The organism is Bacillus sp. PS196 (assembly GCF_037963555.1).
Lineage (GTDB): Bacteria > Bacillota > Bacilli > Bacillales > Bacillaceae > Bacillus > Bacillus subtilis.
Window position 1 is genome coordinate 3,216,061 of sequence record NZ_CP150159.1, and the last position, 18,068, is coordinate 3,234,128.

20 protein-coding genes are annotated in these 18,068 nt (G+C 46.1%); 5 read left to right on the forward strand and 15 right to left on the reverse strand.

Annotated features, from left to right (window positions below):
• Positions 1-13: 13 nt before the first annotated feature.
• Positions 14-1,228 carry a NupC/NupG family nucleoside CNT transporter gene (locus NST79_RS16775; protein WP_003228710.1) on the reverse strand — a complete coding sequence of 405 codons (1,215 nt, stop codon included), beginning with the start codon at positions 1,226-1,228 and terminating at the stop codon, positions 14-16.
• Between the two features lie 136 nt (positions 1,229-1,364).
• Positions 1,365-1,601, reverse strand: a complete 237-nt coding sequence (locus NST79_RS16780; RefSeq protein ID WP_003222913.1) for a YuzB family protein — start codon at positions 1,599-1,601, stop codon at positions 1,365-1,367.
• A gap of 262 nt (positions 1,602-1,863) precedes the next feature.
• Between NST79_RS16780 and NST79_RS16785 the strand changes: the two genes are divergently transcribed.
• Positions 1,864-2,931 carry an NAD(P)/FAD-dependent oxidoreductase gene (locus NST79_RS16785; RefSeq protein ID WP_003228707.1) on the forward strand — a complete coding sequence of 356 codons (1,068 nt, stop codon included), beginning with the start codon at positions 1,864-1,866 and terminating at the stop codon, positions 2,929-2,931.
• A gap of 25 nt (positions 2,932-2,956) precedes the next feature.
• On the opposite strand, the gene NST79_RS16790 is transcribed toward NST79_RS16785, so the two are convergent.
• The gene (locus tag NST79_RS16790) at positions 2,957-3,283 is read right to left on the reverse strand and encodes a YuzD family protein (RefSeq protein WP_015714646.1); all 327 of its coding nucleotides are present in this window, start codon (positions 3,281-3,283) and stop codon (positions 2,957-2,959) included.
• 99 nt (positions 3,284-3,382) lie between these two features.
• On the opposite strand from NST79_RS16790, the gene NST79_RS16795 reads away from it, so the two are divergent.
• Complete coding sequence (locus tag NST79_RS16795; protein ID WP_010886606.1) at positions 3,383-3,718, forward strand: NifU family protein; 336 nt, start codon at positions 3,383-3,385, stop codon at positions 3,716-3,718.
• Between the two features lie 42 nt (positions 3,719-3,760).
• On the opposite strand, the gene NST79_RS16800 is transcribed toward NST79_RS16795, so the two are convergent.
• The 5 genes from NST79_RS16800 to cotNH all read right to left on the reverse strand — a co-directional run bounded on the left by NST79_RS16800 (position 3,761) and on the right by cotNH (position 10,346).
• Positions 3,761-5,734, reverse strand: a complete 1,974-nt coding sequence (locus NST79_RS16800) for a S9 family peptidase (protein WP_212060759.1) — start codon at positions 5,732-5,734, stop codon at positions 3,761-3,763.
• Between the two features lie 106 nt (positions 5,735-5,840).
• Positions 5,841-6,770 (reverse strand): homoserine kinase, encoded by a 930-nt coding sequence (gene thrB, locus NST79_RS16805; protein ID WP_017696732.1) that lies wholly within the window; start codon positions 6,768-6,770, stop codon positions 5,841-5,843.
• Positions 6,767-7,825, reverse strand: a complete 1,059-nt coding sequence (gene thrC, locus NST79_RS16810; protein WP_003228697.1) for a threonine synthase — start codon at positions 7,823-7,825, stop codon at positions 6,767-6,769. Before thrC ends, thrB begins: the two co-directional genes overlap by 4 nt.
• The gene (locus NST79_RS16815; RefSeq protein WP_003228694.1) at positions 7,825-9,126 is read right to left on the reverse strand and encodes a homoserine dehydrogenase; all 1,302 of its coding nucleotides are present in this window, start codon (positions 9,124-9,126) and stop codon (positions 7,825-7,827) included. Before NST79_RS16815 ends, thrC begins: the two co-directional genes overlap by 1 nt.
• Positions 9,127-9,326: 200 nt before the next feature.
• Positions 9,327-10,346 carry a spore coat putative kinase YutH gene (cotNH, locus tag NST79_RS16820; protein WP_212060761.1) on the reverse strand — a complete coding sequence of 340 codons (1,020 nt, stop codon included), beginning with the start codon at positions 10,344-10,346 and terminating at the stop codon, positions 9,327-9,329.
• A 152-nt stretch (positions 10,347-10,498) separates the two neighbouring features.
• Here cotNH and NST79_RS16825 point away from each other — a divergent pair, with 152 nt between their 5' ends.
• Positions 10,499-10,999 (forward strand): phosphatidylglycerophosphatase A, encoded by a 501-nt coding sequence (locus NST79_RS16825; RefSeq protein ID WP_003243814.1) that lies wholly within the window; start codon positions 10,499-10,501, stop codon positions 10,997-10,999.
• Between the two features lie 26 nt (positions 11,000-11,025).
• On the opposite strand, the gene nucF is transcribed toward NST79_RS16825, so the two are convergent.
• The 3 genes from nucF to NST79_RS16840 are packed head-to-tail and all read right to left on the reverse strand — an operon-like array spanning position 11,026 to position 12,558.
• Positions 11,026-11,796, reverse strand: coding sequence for a 5' nucleotidase NucF (gene nucF / locus NST79_RS16830; protein WP_043858611.1), 771 nt, complete (start codon positions 11,794-11,796; stop codon positions 11,026-11,028).
• Positions 11,797-11,824: 28 nt separating this feature from the next.
• A complete protein-coding gene (locus NST79_RS16835) occupies positions 11,825-12,259 on the reverse strand; it encodes a DUF86 domain-containing protein (protein WP_003228684.1) in 435 nt (144 codons plus the stop codon).
• A 23-nt stretch (positions 12,260-12,282) separates the two neighbouring features.
• Entirely contained in the window at positions 12,283-12,558 is a 276-nt protein-coding gene (locus NST79_RS16840; protein ID WP_003228682.1) for a YutD family protein, read from the reverse strand.
• A gap of 113 nt (positions 12,559-12,671) precedes the next feature.
• Here NST79_RS16840 and NST79_RS16845 point away from each other — a divergent pair, with 113 nt between their 5' ends.
• Positions 12,672-13,304, forward strand: coding sequence for a YhcN/YlaJ family sporulation lipoprotein (locus tag NST79_RS16845; protein ID WP_003243821.1), 633 nt, complete (start codon positions 12,672-12,674; stop codon positions 13,302-13,304).
• 15 nt (positions 13,305-13,319) lie between these two features.
• Here NST79_RS16845 and lipA read toward each other — a convergent pair whose 3' ends face one another.
• Positions 13,320-14,216, reverse strand: coding sequence for a lipoyl synthase (gene lipA, locus NST79_RS16850; protein ID WP_003222888.1), 897 nt, complete (start codon positions 14,214-14,216; stop codon positions 13,320-13,322).
• A 234-nt stretch (positions 14,217-14,450) separates the two neighbouring features.
• On the opposite strand from lipA, the gene lytH reads away from it, so the two are divergent.
• Positions 14,451-15,431, forward strand: coding sequence for an L-Ala--D-Glu endopeptidase (gene lytH / locus NST79_RS16855; RefSeq protein WP_003243462.1), 981 nt, complete (start codon positions 14,451-14,453; stop codon positions 15,429-15,431).
• Between the two features lie 27 nt (positions 15,432-15,458).
• Here lytH and yunB read toward each other — a convergent pair whose 3' ends face one another.
• The 3 genes from yunB to NST79_RS16870 form a co-directional block, all read right to left on the reverse strand.
• Positions 15,459-16,223 carry a sporulation protein YunB gene (gene yunB, locus NST79_RS16860; RefSeq protein WP_009968113.1) on the reverse strand — a complete coding sequence of 255 codons (765 nt, stop codon included), beginning with the start codon at positions 16,221-16,223 and terminating at the stop codon, positions 15,459-15,461.
• A gap of 72 nt (positions 16,224-16,295) precedes the next feature.
• Entirely contained in the window at positions 16,296-16,601 is a 306-nt protein-coding gene (locus tag NST79_RS16865; protein WP_019712942.1) for a YunC family protein, read from the reverse strand.
• Positions 16,602-16,665: 64 nt separating this feature from the next.
• Positions 16,666-18,054: a bifunctional UDP-sugar hydrolase/5'-nucleotidase gene (locus NST79_RS16870; RefSeq protein ID WP_212060762.1), complete on the reverse strand. Its 1,389-nt coding sequence runs from the start codon at positions 18,052-18,054 to the stop codon at positions 16,666-16,668.
• Between the last annotated feature and the right edge of the window lie 14 nt (positions 18,055-18,068).

Consider the following 18,068-nt stretch of genomic DNA (forward strand, 5'->3'; position numbering starts at 1 on the left):
GAGCTTTTATCGTTTATATAAACATGCCGGCAATGGCTGCGCTGAGCAGATTGGCTAATGTTCCTGCAAGAACAGCCTTCAGGCCGAGACGCGCGATATCTGAACGGCGGCTGGGTGCTAATCCGCCCAGCGTACCAAGCATAATCGCAATTGATGAAAAATTGGCGAATCCGCATAACGCGAAACTGATAATGGTAGCAGTTTTCTTAGAAAACTCGCCGATGTGCGGACCGAAGTTAGAATAAGCGACAAACTCATTCAGCACCAATTTCTGACCGATATAGCTTCCCGCCTGCAATGCTTCATGCCAAGGCACGCCAATCAAAAAGGCGATAGGAGAAAACACATAACCGAGAATGGATTCTAATGTTACGCCTTTTAAACCGAACAAGCCGAAAGCCCCGCCGAGAATACCGTTTACTACAGCGATTAACGCAACAAACGCAAGCAGCATCGCCCCAACGTTTAACGCAATTTGCAGTCCTGTTGACGCTCCCTTTGCAGCTGCGTCAATGACATTGGCTGCGCCTTCGCCTTCATCCATTTTGAAATCGCTTTTTACGGTTTGCGTTTTTTCCGTTTCGGGTATAATCAATTTACCAAAGACTAGTCCAGCTGGAGCAGCCATAAAGCTGGCCGCCAGCAAATATTCAATCGGAATACCAAGAAGCGCGTACCCAAACAAGGTAGATCCCGCAACTGCCGATAGACCGCTCGTCATAATCGTAAACAACTCAGAGCGCGTCAGCCCGGCAATCAGGGGTTTGATCACTAACGGAGATTCTGATTGTCCTACAAAAATATTGGCAGCAGCCGCCAGAGATTCCGTTTTGCTTGTTCCAAGGAGCTTCGACAATCCGCCGCCAATGACACGGAAAACGAGCTGCATGATTTTCAAATGATATAAAACTGCAATCAGTGCTGAGAAGAAAATGATAACGGGCAGTACACTTAATGCAAATGCCGGACTGTCTCCGACCTTTAGAAGCGGTCCAAAAATAAAACTGATGCCTTCATTCGCATAGTCAATCAGAAGCTGTACACGGCTTGAAAACCATAAAAAAACAGCGCGTCCCGCTTCCCATTTCAACACGATGTATCCAAACGCCACCTGTGTGCATAAACCAACGATGACGGTTCTTATCTTAATATTGCTTTTCTTTTCTGAAAATAAAAACGCGATAGCAATGATCGCAACTGCGCCCAGCAGCCCCCACAGAACATTCATGAATACTCGTACACCTCTTAAATTTTATTTAAAAAAATATCTTTTATACGATAACAATAATATTTTTTGATGTCTACACATTTTTTTAGTTCTTTTGTACGGCAAAATAAAAAAGGGCCTGTCCAGGCCCTTTTCTTTAAAACATTGGATTTTCTTCAATAAAGGTATATATATTCTCAACAAGCTCAGCAGGCGTTTCACCCATGACGACTTCTCCGTTTACCAGAGCGAAAAGCGATTCCATGCATGTCCCGCAGTAGCTTAAGCAGCCATATTCAAGGACATCAAGGTTGGGATCCTTCTCCAAAATCGCCCGGGCTTCCTGAGAGCCGTGAGCCAGATTGCTGACACAAAATTCAATCATTGGATTCATGCGGTTTCACCTCACATATGTCCATTATCGCGAATTTTTCACTATTCGTCAAAGACAACGGATGATTCAAAATTTATTATCGTAACATATTATTTCTCAAATAACGTTTTACTAATTTGTGTTTTCAGGCTAAATTGTAGGTTATTTTGAAACTATTATTGTGATTTTAGATCAAATTCGATATAATTCTAGATGTTATTTTACATAGTTCGTATTTTCTTCAATGTATCTATCATACTCTTCGGATTAAAGGGGAATTCAAATGAAAAAATTGGTCTTGATCGGCGGAGGTTACGGGAACATGCGTGTTCTTCATCGCTTATTGCCAAACCAGCTGCCTGATGATGTTTCAATCACGTTAATTGACAGAAATCCTTATCACTGCTTGAAAACAGAATATTATGCCCTTGCCGCAGGCACAATTTCTGACCATCATATCAGAGTGTCATTCCCAGAGCACCCTCGCCTGGATGTCCAATACGGTGATATCACATCAATTGATATTGTACAAAAACAAGTGCTGTTCCAAGATCGTGAACCGATTTCTTACGATGACGCCGTAATTGGGCTCGGCTGTGAGGATAAATATCACAACGTGCCGGGAGCGCCTGAATTCACCTACAGTATTCAAACCATCGATCAGTCCCGCGAAACCTACCAAAAGCTGAATAATCTGAGCGCTAATGCCACCGTCGCCATTGTCGGAGCGGGCTTAAGCGGCGTTGAGCTTGCAAGTGAATTGAGAGAAAGCCGTGATGACCTGAACATTATTTTGTTCGACCGCGGTAATCTCATTTTATCAAGCTTTCCCGAGCGTTTAAGCAAATATGTGCAAAAATGGTTCGAAGAGCACGGTGTCCGCATTATTAACAGGGCAAATATCACAAAAGTAGAAGAAGGCGTTGTGTATAACCACGATGATCCGATTTCTGCAGACGCCATCGTGTGGACAGCCGGCATCCAGCCAAACAAAGTCGTCAGAGACTTAGATGTGGAGAAGGACGCACAAGGGCGTATTGTATTAACGCCTCATCACAATCTTCCAGGTGATGAACATCTGTACGTTGTCGGTGATTGCGCCAGCCTTCCTCATGCACCGAGCGCCCAGCTGGCAGAGGCTCAAGCAGAGCAGATTGTCCAAATCTTGCAAAAACGCTGGAATGGAGAAGCCCTGCCTGAATCAATGCCGCAGTTTAAGCTGAAAGGCGTCCTCGGTTCACTCGGAAAAAAAGCCGGCTTCGGGCTTGTTGCTGACCGTCCGCTGATCGGCCGTGTTCCGCGTATGCTGAAATCCGGCTTGCTGTGGATGTATAAACACCATAACGGTTAATGATAGAGAAGAACCGCTGATCAAGTCAGCGGTTTTCTGTATACCCATGCTTCTCCATTTCCTCATAAACGTCTTTTAATTTTGGATTGCCTTCACCGACAATTTTGTCTTCTACGAGCACAAGCGGATAAAAATACTCGTCATTTCTGATTTTTTCCGCAAGCTCTTTCGCATGTTCATTGTCAGGCGGCTCATGAATATCGATGTACTGCATCTCAAAAGGCTGATTTGGATATTTTCTTTTCAGCGCAGCCTCAAGCCACTCGTATGTATCCTTGGCTGTCGGCATATTGACACAGCTCGCACAAACGGTTTCTGCCCCGTACACGCTTAGAATGACTGGTTTCATCACTTGTAGACGCCCCCTTCTCCTATGTAAGTCCTTTCTTTTAAGTATACAGAGCCAAAGGGCGTTTTTATAGAAAAAAACCGTTTTTGTGTTGAAGTCTGAATGTGCTATAATAGGGAAAGCAACTTTGCAAACCAAACAATAGATTTTTATTGTTACACTGAATATAATGGTTTTATGACGACGAAAGGAGCGAATGTCATGACTGAAGTTGAAATGAAAGAACAGGTGCAGGAAGTACTGGACAAACTTCGTCCGTTTTTACTTCGTGACGGCGGTGACTGTGAGCTTGTAGACGTAGATGAAGGTATCGTTAAGCTTCGTCTTCTAGGCGCATGCGGCAGCTGCCCAAGTTCAACAATTACGCTGAAAGCCGGAATTGAGCGCGCTCTTCTAGAAGAAGTGCCGGGTGTCGTTGAAGTAGAACAAGTCTTTTAATAAAGCAGCCAGGCTGATATTTGATCAGCCTGGCTTTTTTTATTAGAGATATTGGTCAAACCATGAGCTGATATAATTCAGGCGCTTGATCCGCTGTCTTGGGTGTCCGGTGCGTGACAAATTGTGCGATGCATTCGGAAAACGGACAAGCTTGGTTTCCTTGCCCATTTTTTTCAGAGCGATAAACAGCTGCTCCGCCTGCTCGATCGGGCATCGGTCATCCCGCTCGCCATGCAGTATCAAAAGCGGTGTCTCCACGTTTGCTGCGTATTTTAAAGGAGACCGGTCCCAGAGCTTTTCTGTGTCCTCAAACATGTCATGCTCAAGCTGCCAGTCTGTAAAGAAATAGCCGATATCACTGACGCCGTGAAAGCTGATCCAGTTTGATATCGAGCGCTGGGTGACGGCAGCTTTAAAGCGGTTCGTCTGCCCGACGATCCAGTTGGTCATAAAACCTCCGTAGCTTCCGCCCGTGACACCGAGCCGCTTAGGATCAATATGCGGATCTCGCTTAATAGCCTCATCCACAGCTTGCATCACATCGTCATAATCCTTTCCCCCATAATCCCCTCTGACCGCATTCACAAATTCCTGCCCGTAGCCGTGGCTTCCTCTCGGATTGATATAAACGACCGCGTATCCTTTCGCCGCCAGCACCTGAAACTCATGAAAATATGTATGTCCGTACATCATATGCGGACCGCCGTGTATGTTGAGAATAAGTGGATATGTTGTCTCACCTTCCATTTGTGCAGGCTTCATCAGCCAGCCGTTCACCGTCACGCCGTCTTCTGTAGCATATTGAATCTCTTCAGGTATTGATATCATATGCTCACTGACAAACTTGTCATTCGCGCCAGTCAGCTGTTTCTCTTCCTGTCCAAGCGGGATACTGTAAAGCTCACTCGGTCTGTCCGGCTTTGTCACACTGGCAATAAAGTGCTGTTCATCAGGTGAAAGAGAAAAGCTATTGATGTACTCTTTTTCCAGGCGAACTGGATACACAAGGCCTTCAATCGAAATATAATAGATGCCCGTACTGCCTTGATCTGTGCCGATGACATAAAACCCTTGGCTGTCCTTTGTCCAAATCGGGCGCTGTTCAGCACCACCGATCAATGAATCTCCAATCAGCGCATCCGCTAAATGAACGTCCAGCATCTCAGTCAGACATGTGAGGCGGCCTTGTTCGATATCATAGAGCCACGCCTTTGAGAGCGTTGCATTCTTATATTCCTTTTCATTTCCAAGCAAAGCAAGATACCTTCCGTCTGGTGAAAATGAACTAGATCCGAATGAGCCGCGATGAGGTGTAACCTGCTTAAGATCTCCAGACTCCAATGACATTATGTAAACATCATGAGGCTTGCTGGCATCATCTGTTTCAGTTAAATTAGCTGAGAAAACAAGCCATTTGCCGTCAGGAGAAAAAGCAGGATCACCATGATCAGCTTTGTGACTTGTCAGCTCCTTCATCTCACCCGACTTTACGCTGACAAGCACAAGCTGGGCATACGCGCCTCTCGTCAGCCCTTTGCCGTCCCGTTTGTAGGAGAGGCTTTGCACTTCAACAGGTTCATAGCTGTCCTGCTCCGTTTTTTCTCGGTCATCAATGCTTTCCCCCTCTCCCAAACTGACAGTGACCAGAATCGATTCACCGTCCGGGGACCATAGCGGCTTTGACACGCCATATGGGATATCAGTCAGTTTTCTTGCTTCTCCGCCTTCAGTGCTCATGATATAAAGCTGTGCCGCATCGCCTTCTCGATCAGAAATAAAGGCAAGCGTGCGCCCGTCCGGAGACCATCTTGGGTCGGTGCTTCGCTTTTCTCCATGTGTCCAAGGAACAGATCCGCCCGTTTTCGTTTCATAGATCCATATATTTGATGTATACGAATCTTTCTCTTGATTTACTTGTGATTTTACATATGCGGCACGGGTACCGTCTGGGGCGTATTGAGGATCGGTCACAGAGACAATCGCTGTGATGTCGTCTGCGGTTATCAGCTTTTTCATATTCATCTCCTCCTTTTTACATGTATTTCGTTTTTCTAAATAAAAACTCCTTTATCTCCAGCAAAAAAAGCGCCCTCCGCTGACGCTGAGGAACGCTTGGCATGATCTATACACTTTTTACTTGATATAAAGGATTTCGCTCTATTATACTTCCCTCTTTCGGAACGGTCAAAGCGTCTACTTCACAATGAGGGAAATGAAGCGCGAGCTGTTCTTTTAGCTCTTCTCCCTTTCCTTTTTCGGTCATGACGAGAATCGTTGGGCCTGCTCCGCTGAGAGCCGTTCCATATGCGCCCTTCATCTCGGCGACGTGCTCTACTTTTGACAGCTCAGGCACAAGCATCGCCCGGTACGGCTGATGGAACATATCCTTCTTCATGATTTTCCCGACAAGCGGCCAATCCTTGGACATGATCGCAGCAATGAGGATATTGCTGACAGCACTTGCTTTTACGGCATCGGCATATGGAAACTCCTTCGGAAGCACGTCTCTCGCGTCTCTTGTCAGCACTTCATAAAAAGGAATGACAACGACTACGTCAATGTCAGCATTCGGGACGCGGATCATTTGGGTCGCGTCATCCTCATGCAGGCCGATCACAAGTCCGCCGACGAGAGAAGCGCCAGCATTGTCCGGGTGTCCTTCTTCTAGACTCGCTAAATGCAGCTTGTCCGCTTCAGACAGCTTTAAGCCGCATAATTCATCAGCCAGTTCAATGGCCGCTACAATCGCTGCGGCGCTGCTGCCAAGGCCGCGTGCAAGCGGGATGTCGCTCCACACCTTCACATGGACAGGAGGCATTTCTTTTCCGTACAAATCTGCGGTCCGTTTAGCCACTTGATAGATCAGGTTATCTGTACCCGCCGGAATTCCGGCGACTGTTTCTGTTTCAGCCTCAAAAGACCATTTGTCGCTTTCAAAGACGGTCAGCTTCAAATATCTGCTGAGCGCCATTCCGACTGAATCAAAGCCGGGGCCTAGGTTAGCTGTGCTTCCGGGAACAGTGACAGAGAACAGCATGTCGGCTTCGTTCATACACGGGCCGCTCCTTTTACATATTCAAGGATGCTGTCTTCATCAGTCGGCAATGTGACAGGCTTGATTTCTGAAATGTCGACCGCTGTGTTCGGATCTTTCAGTCCGTTTCCTGTTAACACAGCTACGACCTTGCTGCCTTTCGGAATTTCTCCGGATTTCACCTGTTTCAGCACTCCTGCGATAGACGCGCAAGAACCTGGTTCTGCAAACACGCCTTCTACACGGGCGATCAGCTGATATGCGTGAAGGATTTCATCATCAGTGACTTCGTCAATTTTCCCATTGGATTCCTCGGCTGCCTTTACAGCTTTGTCCCAGCTTGCCGGGTTTCCGATACGAATGGCTGTCGCTATTGTTTCCGGATTTTCAATCACTTCATTGCGCACGATTGCCGCCGCACCCTCAGCTTCAAAGCCGCGCATTTTCGGAAGGCCTGTGCCGTTTTTCTCATGATATTCCTTGAAGCCCTTCCAGTACGCAGTGATGTTTCCAGCATTTCCGACCGGGATCGCTAAAACATCAGGCGCTTCCCCCAGCTGTTCGCACACTTCGAAGGCAGCAGTTTTTTGGCCTTCAATGCGGTAAGGGTTGACTGAGTTGACAAGGGCAATCGGTGATTTCTCACAGATGGAACGGACAATTTTAAGCGCATCGTCAAAGTTTCCGTCAATTGCGATAATCTCGGCTCCGTACATGACAGCTTGAGCGAGTTTTCCAAATGCAATTTTTCCGTTCGGGATGATGACAATGCATTTCATGTTAGCACGGGCTGCATATGCTGCCGCAGCAGCGGAAGTGTTACCTGTTGACGCGCACATAATCGTGTCATTGCCTTCTTCTTTTGCCTTTGCCACAGCCATAACCATTCCGCGATCTTTAAATGATCCCGTAGGATTGACGCCTTCCGTTTTGACATGAAGCTCAATTCCGAGCTGCTCAGACAGCTTCGGCAGGTGAATAAGAGGTGTGTTTCCTTCATGTAAAGTTAGCGCTGGTGTTTGATCTGTTACAGGTAAAAATTCTTTATATTGATGGATAAGTCCTTTCCACATTAGCTCCAACCGTTCCCTTCTACACGATATGTGCTTTTGACTTCTTGAACGACTTCCAAATCATTTAGGTTTTGCAGGATATCACTGAAATCAGCTTCTGATGTATGATGTGTGACAATTACGATTTCAGCTAACTCATCATGGCCTTTAATTGGCAGCTGAAGGATTTTTTCAAAGCTCACGCCCCGCTCTGAGAACACAGATGTAATTTTCGAGAATGAACCAACCTCATCTTTTACATGAATTCTTAAAAACTGCTGTGCATAAATGTCAGACGGCGATTTCATGTTTTTCTCATATTGCGGTCCGACAAAGCTGTTGCCGGTTACACCGAGGCGCATATTTTTCATGACAGCGACGAGGTCAGAAACAACGGATGTCGCTGTCGGCATGCTTCCGGCTCCCGGCCCGTAGAACATCGTCTCACCGACAGCCTCGCCGTATACATAAACAGCGTTAAACTCATTATGAACAGCAGAAAGCGGATGGTGGTCAGGAAGCAGTGTCGGCTGTACGCTGACCTCGATTTTGCTGCCGTCACGCTGGGCAATCCCGATCAGCTTCATTGTATAGCCGAGGCGTTTGCTGAAGCTGATGTCCTCGTCTGTAATTTGGGAGATCCCCTTTACTTTGACGTCTTCCAGATCCACGTTCATCGAGAAGCCGAGGCGCGCCAATATCGCCATTTTCCGTGCGGCGTCAAGCCCTTCCACGTCAGAAGTCGGATCAGCTTCGGCAAAACCGAGATCCTGCGCTTCCTTAAGCACTTCCTCGTATGGGCTTTTCTCTTTGATCATTTTGGTTAAGATAAAGTTTGTTGTGCCGTTCACAATTCCCATCATTTTTGTAATTCGATCTGATGAGAGGCCTTCCTCTAATGTGCGCAGAATCGGAATCCCGCCGGCAACACTGGCTTCAAAGTAGATATCGCATCCATTTTCCTTCGCTTCAGCAAGCAGCTCGGAGCCGTACACAGCCATTAAGTCCTTGTTTGCTGTGACAACATGCTTTTTCGATCTCAGCGCGTCGACCAAATATTGTTTTGTCTGTTCAACGCCGCCGATCACCTCGATGACGACATCAACATCTGGATCATCAATGACATCATACACTTCTGTCGTGAGCACTTCCTTCGGCAAATCTACTTCTCTCTTTTTCTCTAAATCTTTTACAAGCACTTTTTTTATCGTAACCGGACAGCCGACCTGATGCATAAGCTTATCCTGATGGTCTTGAATAATTTTAACGACACCGCTTCCGACGGTACCTAAACCTAAAAGCCCTACACGAATCGCTTTCAAAAAAACTCCACCTTTCTTTTGATTGTCCTCTTGGAAAAGACAATTGTTAACTCAACACAGACATATAAGTTACAAACATTATATAAGCCCGCTCCTGTTTTGACAAGACAGCATTAGGCTGAATTTTGCGAATGTAAACGCTTAACGCATTGATATGACAAGATTCTTTATTTTCTAATTATTTTTGTCAGATTTTCTCCTCACCTTGAGCTGCCTTTGCCGAGCCAGCTGACGCGTGGAACAAACAGCTTCTGCGCCCGCATATTCATGAATTCCTGCGCTGTATTGAGAAATTGTTCATAACGCCCACAGTCATTAAGAATGAAGTCAAGCTGTTCTTCAAAATAATGCTTTTCTGATTCTGATGACATGTAATAGCTTTCTACGATTTCAAAATAATGAAGCGGGAAAAGCAGACGGCTGTATAAAAGGCGTTTCGAAAATGAAGACAGCGGTGTGACTTGCTCGTATTCCTGTAAAAAGAGAAAGCCCTGCTGATTAAAATCTTGTCTGTGATGCAAAAACGTATGCCTCATATATTCAGCCAAATCACGGGAAGCGTGGTCAAACACCCAATCCGCCGGAATCCTGATCAATGATTCCGGTGACCATGTATGCCTTTCCATCCGCTGATGGCATATCGTTCCTGAATCAGCGGCTTGGGGCTTGTCATCCAGCTCAGTGTCCACTAAATATTGTATCGCGTTTTCTGACAGTCCTAAATAATATGGAAATGATTCGATCATTTTTTTATCGAATGGCTCATGCGGAGGGGTCTGAACCTTTCTCTGCCAGAATGCTTCCAGCTGATCAATTCGTTTTCCCCACAGATCCTTCCACTGGCCGATTCTTCCGGCTGCCTTCACCTCATATGGATATCCTCGGCCTTTTCGGTGAAATTCCGCAAGCTCCGCTCCAATGGAGAACGCCCTGTTTGAATAAGGGGGGGCCGCCTTCAGCAGAGCGTACGTTTTTCCCTCATGTTCAAATGTCAGCTCACCTTCTTTTGTAAAGATAAAAACCGAAACGTATGGGTCACTTTGTTCTTGTAAATACTGACTCATGTAATAAAGCTCCGCCAGCTCTGTATCTGAGAATTGGGAAACGGGGATAATCAGAAAGTATGAATTAGGCGTCTGAAAGCATTGATATGTGTGCTGGTACATGGAAAGCTGCCTGATGTGAATGCCGTATTTTTCTTTTATTGTACCTTTCACCATGATCACCTGCCTGTTGAATTAGGGCTCATCACATCGTAGTCATACACAGCCGGAATTATGAATACATATTTTAATCCGAAGAAGGCGCAAGAAAAAGTCGTAAACTTCTCAAGCATTTTGTATAAACTAGTAAAAAAGATTGGGTGAAGCTGATGTCAGAAAACGAACAATTCAGTCAGATGGAAGCTAAAGCAAGAGCACGGATGAAGGAGCGCGGCGTTGAGGTATCAGACATTGCCGAGCTTGTCTTTTTTCTGCAGAAAAAATATCATCCGGATTTAACCATTGATGAATGCACGCTGAACGTCAATCGTGTTCTCGCAAAACGCGAGGTGCAAAACGCGATTTTAACGGGCATTGAATTGGATGTTCTTGCTGAGCAGAAAAAACTGTCTGAACCGCTGCAAACGATGCTGGAAATAGATGAAAGCCTATATGGAGTAGATGAAGTTCTGGCATTTTCCATTGTGAACATTTACGGATCGATCGGGTTTACGAACTACGGTTACATCGACAAAGAAAAACCCGGAATCCTTAAACGATTGAATGATAAATCAACCGGTGAATGCCATACCTTTTTAGATGACATCGTCGGAGCGATTTCCGCCGCGGCTTCAAGCAGACTTGCTCACCGCGCGCGGCATACAGAATAAGGGCACCCTTTTAGGGCGCCCTTTTTTCAAATGTATGGAATCCATTCAGTCAGAGAGTCAATGGCGTGAGTCGGTTTTTCCATATCGTCTGTCATATGTTCTCTTTTCGTTACGCCTGTGTGAACGAGCAGCGTATCCATACCCGCGTTAATGCCGGCCATAATATCAGTGGCGTAGTTGTCGCCGACCATGAGTGTTTCAGACATATCAGTGCCGAGAACGCGCATCGCCTGCTCCATAATAATTGATTCCGGCTTGCCGATAAATACAGGCTGTACACCTGTAGATACGGTTAACACCGATGTCAGTGAGCCGTTTCCCGGCAGAAGGCCTCTTTCAGTCGGAATCGCAATATCTCCGTTAGTGGAAATAAAGCGGGCGCCATTTCTGATTGCCAGGCAGCCGACAGCAAATTTTTCGTATGTAATGGAACGGTCGATGCCAACAACGACAAAGTCCGCGTTTTCTCCGCCAAATGTCAGGCCGTTTTCTTCAATCGCCTGGCGGATTCCTTCCTCCCCAATCACATACACAGACGCGTCTTTTTTCTGCTGTGCAATGTGCTGGGCAGTTGCCATGCTGGTCGTGAAGACCTGCTCTTCTGTTGCCGGAATATCAAAAGACACGAGCTTGTCCGCTACCTGCTTCGGTGTGCGCGAAGAGTTGTTTGTCACGAAAAGATAAGGAACGCCGCGATCTTTCAGCGTTCTGACAAATTCACACGCCTCCTCGATTTTTTCCGTGCCATTGTACATTGTTCCGTCTAAATCAATTAAATACCCTTTATATGTTTTCATATCCAACACTCCTGTGGCTTTCCAGTTGTTATTTAAACGCAGAAACAGGTCCTAGCTCTGTTTCCAAATAGCTTCTGATCCGTTTCGGGAAGTCCTGAAGAGCTGTTTGATGCGCCTTGATCAGCCTGTAAAGCTCGCCGCTGTCAGCGAGCAGATACTGTTGAACCAACGTTTTGCGGTAGGCGATCAATTTTTTGAGCTCATCACCCTCTTTTTCCGTGACAACTTTCTCATCAACAAGTATATCCATAATGTCGTCATAGCTGCCCGGGTCCCGCATAATAAAGCCGTCAATCATGTCATTGCCTGTATCCAAAATGCATTCGATTAACAGATGGCCTATACGCTGAAGTGCCAATTCCCCGATTTCAGACTGCCAGTCTGTTTGTGAGTCAAATAGCGCCAGCTGGTGCTCGAAGAACCCTAGTGTTTTCTCGATTTTGCTTCTGTCAACAAAATACATGACAGCATCCCCTTTGTGTATATTTATTTTCTGATCCGTTTCAAGACAAAATACGCACAGCCGAAATTGCAGTATTCGTAAATATATTCATCTAATGTGCTGATTTTCGTTTCGAAGGTTGCCTTTTGATTCTGGTCGTCAAAGAAGCCCTTGAGCCTTAGCTGACCGTATCCCCAGTCTCCCACAATATAATCGTATTTATTTAATATATCGGAGTAGCGGGCTTTAAAAGCCTCTTCGTTGAAGCCGTCTTTGAAATTGTGCACCAATTCAAATTCGGCATTTTGAATAAGAATCATGATCTCACCTCTTTTTCACTCATTCCTATCATAATTCATTGCCCCGTCCCCATCAATTGCTAAAGAATAAATCATGCGATTTGGCTACCCTACACATGAGGAGGGATTTATAAATGAAACGAACCGCTGTCAGCCTCTGCCTGCTGACCGGACTATTATCCGGGTGCGGAGGCGCAGGATTGGATAATGCCCAAAATGTCCGGAATCAGACGCAGAATCAAACCAAACCCATTCATGTGTCGGACCGCAACGAGGCTTTTAACAGGCATAATGAGAACGAACAATTTGGCTATGTCCGCTATCAAAAAGAACAATTTGACGGAGAACAGCAGAAAACGCCGGTGATGAACCGGGAAGAAACCGCTCACATGATATCAAGTTTAACGGTTCAGCTCCCCCATATTCAAGATGCTGCGACATTGGTGACTGACCGAGAAGCGCTTGTCGTATACAAAACCGATTCTAAAAACCGGGAGCTGACCGCCGATCAGGTGAAAAAAACAGCGGCTTCTGTGATACCGCGATACTATCACGTGTATATTTCCGATAATCCAAACCATATGCAATCCGTCGAAAATTACAGCAATCTCGGCTCTGGTTCAAGGGATATTAGAGAGATCATGTCGGGGACGATTCAAGAAATGAAAACCTCCCCGCAAGGAAGCCCTGTCTCAGAGAATGAAAATGCCAATGGAGAAACGCGTCAGGACATGAAAATCGATAGGAATGACAAAAACGCCAGATGATCTGGCGTTTTGGCATTATGCTTGTGCTTGACGCTTTTTAGATGCTTCGTTTACTTGTTCATCCGCATGGTAAGAGGAACGGACAAGCGGACCGGCTTCACAATGGCTGAAGCCTTTTTGCATCGCGATTTCTTTTAATTCTGCAAATTCATCAGGATGGTAGTATTTTTGGACTTTCAAGTGTTTCTTCGTCGGCTGCAGATATTGGCCGATTGCCATAATATCCACGTTGTTCGCCAAGAGGTCGTCCATTACTTCAATAATCTCTTCTTTTGTTTCGCCGAGTCCGATCATGATACTTGATTTTGTCGGAATGTCAGGCTGCATTTCCTTCGCACGGCGCAAAAATTCCAATGAACGGTCATACGTCGCACGCGCGCGGACTCTTGGCGTCAGGCGGCGAACCGTTTCGATATTGTGATTCAGGATGTCTGGGCGTGTATCCATCAAGGTTTTTAGGTTATCGTAGTTTCCGCCCATATCAGACGGCAGCACCTCAATTGTTGTGAACGGGCTTTTTCTGCGGATCGCACGGACAGTTTCCGCGAAAATGCCTGCCCCGCCATCTTTCTGATCGTCACGCGCAACAGCCGTAATGACCGCGTGTTTCAAATTCATAAGCGCGACTGAATCCGCTACGCGTTCCGGCTCTTGCAGATCAAGCTCAGTTGGAAGGCCTGTTTTGACAGCACAGAAACGGCATGCTCTTGTACAAACAGAACCTAAAATCATAAATGTCGCTGTACGTCTGACCGCCCAGCATTCATGAATATTCGGACACTTTGCTTCTTCGCATACGGTATGCAGGTTGTTTTCCCGCATGAGTTTTTTGAGCCCTGTATAGTTTTCATTTGTATTTAATTTAATTTTAAGCCATTCGGGCTTTCTGAGGTGTTCGTCTTTCTTTGCCAATTCCCATCATCTCCAATATCCAATATACTCAATTTCTGACACGAAACATTCTGAAAACGAGAAAGGTGCAGGTTTTAGTTCTGCAACAAAAATAATGTTTTTCTAACTAAAGAAAGTCTTTTCTTTAGACACTTTAACATAGGAAAAATTTCTCGACAAGGGAAGATGATTACTGACATTTTTAAGCCGGGTTGCCGCAAACTATGTGTATTCAATATGAAAGGAGATTATTTTGTGAAAGTTTTGTTATCCGCTCTTCTTCTCCTTTTGTTTGCATTTGAGCCTTCTGCGTCTGGAAAAAAACTTTCAGATCCAGTGCTGTCGAAACGGATGGAATTATATCATAAAATCGAAGCTGTGACGCAGATCCCTTGGTATGCGCTCGCCGCTGTTGATCAATACGAAGAAAACGTGCGGAGCAACCGGAAAGATCTGCCTGAAAAGGCGGGAATCATCAGCATCTATATACCCGATGATATCTGGAGCGGGCCTGAAAACCCGAATCCGAAAGACGATGCGCCGTTAAGCATTAAAGTGTTTGACGGAATCGGAATGGATGGCGATGGAGACGGGAAAGCCGAGGTCAGCAACGATGAAGATATCTTGTATACGTTCAGCCAATACTTACTGTCGTATGGCACAGATGAAGACAACATCCGGATCGGGCTTTGGAATTATTACCGGCGTGATCAGACAGTGGGGATTATATCTGAATTCATGAAGCTGTTTAAAGCCTACGGCCATATTGATCTGGGCGAGCATGCATTCCCGCTTCCGATCAGAACCGATTACAGCTACCGAAGCACGTGGGGAGATGCCCGCGGCTTCGGTGGAAGGCGGATTCATGAAGGTACGGATATCTTTGCCCATTACGGCCTTCCTGTCAAATCCACATGTTACGGCGTAGTTGAAATGAAGGGCTGGAACCGCTTCGGAGGATGGAGAATCGGCATCAGGGACATTAACAATACGTATCATTATTTTGCCCATCTCAATGGGTTTGCCAAAGGGATTAAAACAGGACAAATCGTTGAGCCTGGCCAAGTGATCGGATCAGTCGGCAGCTCCGGATACGGCCCGCCGGGAACCGCCGGGAAGTTCCCGCCGCATCTGCACTATGGCATGTACAAAGATAACGGAAGAACCGAATGGTCATTTGATCCATACCCGCATTTGAGGGCGTGGGAGCGATATGAATACCAAAAAAAGAAGTAACAAAAAGCCGCCTCTTCAACAGGCGGCTTATTTGCTGCTTTTTTCTTTTTTTGAATCGGCACCGTTTTCTTTGCTGCTCGGAAGCTGGACAGAAGGCGTGACACCCGAGCCGCCGCTTCCATTATAAAACTGCGGCACTTCGCCCTGCACTGCTTTAATCGATACAGGAACATTATTTGTGACGACAGCGGTTTTGCTGGCAAATGGAATGATGACCTTCACTTTAATTTCGACAAAGATGCTGATATCAATAAGTGCGTTATTTATGCCATACGGCTTGATTTTGGTTTTGACATCTGTAAAAGCGTCACCGATTAAATTGAACCGGACCGGGATTTTCGGCCCGAGGTTTCCAAGAAGGCTGTTGCCGGTTACCTGTCCCAGCGGAATGTTGATCATAATGTTTTCACTGGCGCCGCTGTGTCCGGTATGGGTTTCCATCTCTTTCAAATGAGCCTGAAGCTGCTTTGTCACTTTTGTTTTCACACTGTTTACAACCTGTGTATTAAAATCGATTGTCGTTAAGTTTCCGTTTTCATCAGAATTCATTTGAAACATATCTTTCATATTTTCACTGTCAGACATATAGTCCTCAATCGAATCCTGGATCACCTCTGTCGCTATACGCTTCGTTTCCATCTCGCCGATGTCCATTAAAACAGGTTTGATCGAGCCATTGATCATCCAAAGGCTGACCGTTGTTGACAGGATAAAAAAGACAACTGACAGGAGCATCACGTAACGGAAAGGCAAAGGTCCTCTCTTGCGAAAAGGGCCGCGATATCTTGGCAAGAAAATCCCCCCTTACATATCACAATGTATGCTTGTAAGAGGGGACATAGTAATAGCCGGGGCCAATTTATTTTATTTCACCATTTTTAAAAGCGCTTCTCTGCCGCTCATGCCGACTTTGATGCCAAGATCTTCCGCAGCGTACGTGACGGATTCTAAAGGTGCGTCTAACAGCTGGTCAATGGTGCGGACACCAACTGCCCGCCCCGCCACGATGCCGCGCTCCTTTAATTTTTCATTCAGCAGCGCCACATCAAGCGCGCCGCACATAATGTATCCGTGATCATTGGCGACGGCCATAAAATTCGTTTTTGGAAGTTTCACTGTCACAGCTGTAAAAGGCTGTCCTTCTATCATGATCGGTGTCAGGTTTACCACGTCAACCACTCCCTTCATTCATCACTTTATGATGAAGGGCACAGCTTGTTGTGGGCTGACTGCCTTATTGCGCAAGCTTCCAAGCAAGCAGATCCCGCAAAAATTCCGGCATAAAATATTCTTTTTCTGCAGCGTCGCGAATCAACGGAAACAGTTTGCCGAGCGTGAACATATCAAGCACCGCAACAGAGTATTGTTTATGTTTTTCAATATCTTCCCCGTTCAGCGTGATGCGGGTGACATGGGTGATCCCGTCATCGAGCCGTTTCGTTTCTACCTCAACGCCGGCATACACCATTTTCCCCATCACTTCTCCGCGGAAGCCGAGTCCTTTGATCCGGAGCTGCTCCATTTGTTCGGAAGCGGCATGGACAATGGTTTCCTTCAGTTCTTCTCCCGTCAGGCGGACAGCCACCGGGTTGATCGGATGCGGACAGATTCGGTGCAGATCCAGCTTTGTCACAGGACCTGCTTTAAGCGGACCGAGAATGACACCTGAATTGACCATACTGATGTCCGTCTCGCACCATTCCTTTAAGGCGTATGCCAAAAGCAAAGGCAGCTCTGATTCTTCAAACCACTTCACCTCAGCATCTTGTGCAAGCTCTGCAACGGCATCGGACAGCTTCTCCTCGGCTTCACGTTCTTTTTCATTGAGAAACGCTTTTGTTTCTGCGGATTCTCCTGTCCATTCCGCCATGTTCTGCACAGAAGCCGTTTTGCTGATGATGCTTCGCTGTACGCTGTCCACCGTGATTTCTACACAGCCGACATAATGCCCGTATTTCTCGGCGCTGGCCAGCAGTACCCCATTCACCACTTGTCCATCTTCAAGCAAATGATGGGTATGTGATTCGAGGATTACATCAATCTCAGGCACCCCTTCAGCCACTGCCTGATCATCAAGAATGCCTAAATGTGACAGCAGAACGATAATATCAGCCTGCCCTTTCACTTCCAGAATGGTTTCCTTTATGCTTTCAAGGGCATCCGTTACTGTCCATCCCAGCTTGTCATATACAGGATAATACGGCACAGTTACACCTAAGAAAGCGATGGACATATCGTTTTTCAATGATTTGATATGGTAAGGCACCGCCCAGGACGGACGGTTTCCATTTTTATCAAACAGATTAGAGACGATGACAGGAAATTCAGCATGATCATATAAGGCAGCAAGCTCTTCATGCGGAAGCGTAATCCCTTCGTTATTTCCGATCGCCGCTCCATCAATGTGAAGGCGGTTTAAGAGATCGACATTCGCTTTTCCGAATGTTGCCTCTGTCACGAATTGAAAACGATCAAGATGATCGCCAATATCAAAAACGAGCGTCTCTTCGCCGTCTGACTGATGCTCTTTTCTTTTCTGCTCGATATAATCTACAATTTTCGGCCAGTTTTCAAAATGGCTGTGCAAATCATTTGTATGATATAAGCGGAGCTTCTCCTTCATAATATCTCTCCCTA

Coding starts and splice junctions, on each gene's coding strand:
- NST79_RS16775 (WP_003228710.1), bottom strand. CDS start 1,228: ATGAATGTTCTGTGGGGGCTGCTGGGCGCAGTTGCGATCATTGCTATC.
- NST79_RS16780 (WP_003222913.1), bottom strand. CDS start 1,601: ATGAATCCAATGATTGAATTTTGTGTCAGCAATCTGGCTCACGGCTCT.
- NST79_RS16785 (WP_003228707.1), top strand. CDS start 1,864: ATGAAAAAATTGGTCTTGATCGGCGGAGGTTACGGGAACATGCGTGTT.
- NST79_RS16795 (WP_010886606.1), top strand. CDS start 3,383: ATGTGCTATAATAGGGAAAGCAACTTTGCAAACCAAACAATAGATTTT.
- NST79_RS16800 (WP_212060759.1), bottom strand. CDS start 5,734: ATGAAAAAGCTGATAACCGCAGACGACATCACAGCGATTGTCTCTGTG.
- thrB (WP_017696732.1), bottom strand. CDS start 6,770: ATGAACGAAGCCGACATGCTGTTCTCTGTCACTGTTCCCGGAAGCACA.
- thrC (WP_003228697.1), bottom strand. CDS start 7,825: ATGTGGAAAGGACTTATCCATCAATATAAAGAATTTTTACCTGTAACA.
- cotNH (WP_212060761.1), bottom strand. CDS start 10,346: ATGGTGAAAGGTACAATAAAAGAAAAATACGGCATTCACATCAGGCAG.
- NST79_RS16825 (WP_003243814.1), top strand. CDS start 10,499: ATGTCAGAAAACGAACAATTCAGTCAGATGGAAGCTAAAGCAAGAGCA.
- nucF (WP_043858611.1), bottom strand. CDS start 11,796: ATGAAAACATATAAAGGGTATTTAATTGATTTAGACGGAACAATGTAC.
- NST79_RS16835 (WP_003228684.1), bottom strand. CDS start 12,259: ATGTATTTTGTTGACAGAAGCAAAATCGAGAAAACACTAGGGTTCTTC.
- NST79_RS16840 (WP_003228682.1), bottom strand. CDS start 12,558: ATGATTCTTATTCAAAATGCCGAATTTGAATTGGTGCACAATTTCAAA.
- NST79_RS16845 (WP_003243821.1), top strand. CDS start 12,672: ATGAAACGAACCGCTGTCAGCCTCTGCCTGCTGACCGGACTATTATCC.
- NST79_RS16870 (WP_212060762.1), bottom strand. CDS start 18,054: ATGAAGGAGAAGCTCCGCTTATATCATACAAATGATTTGCACAGCCAT.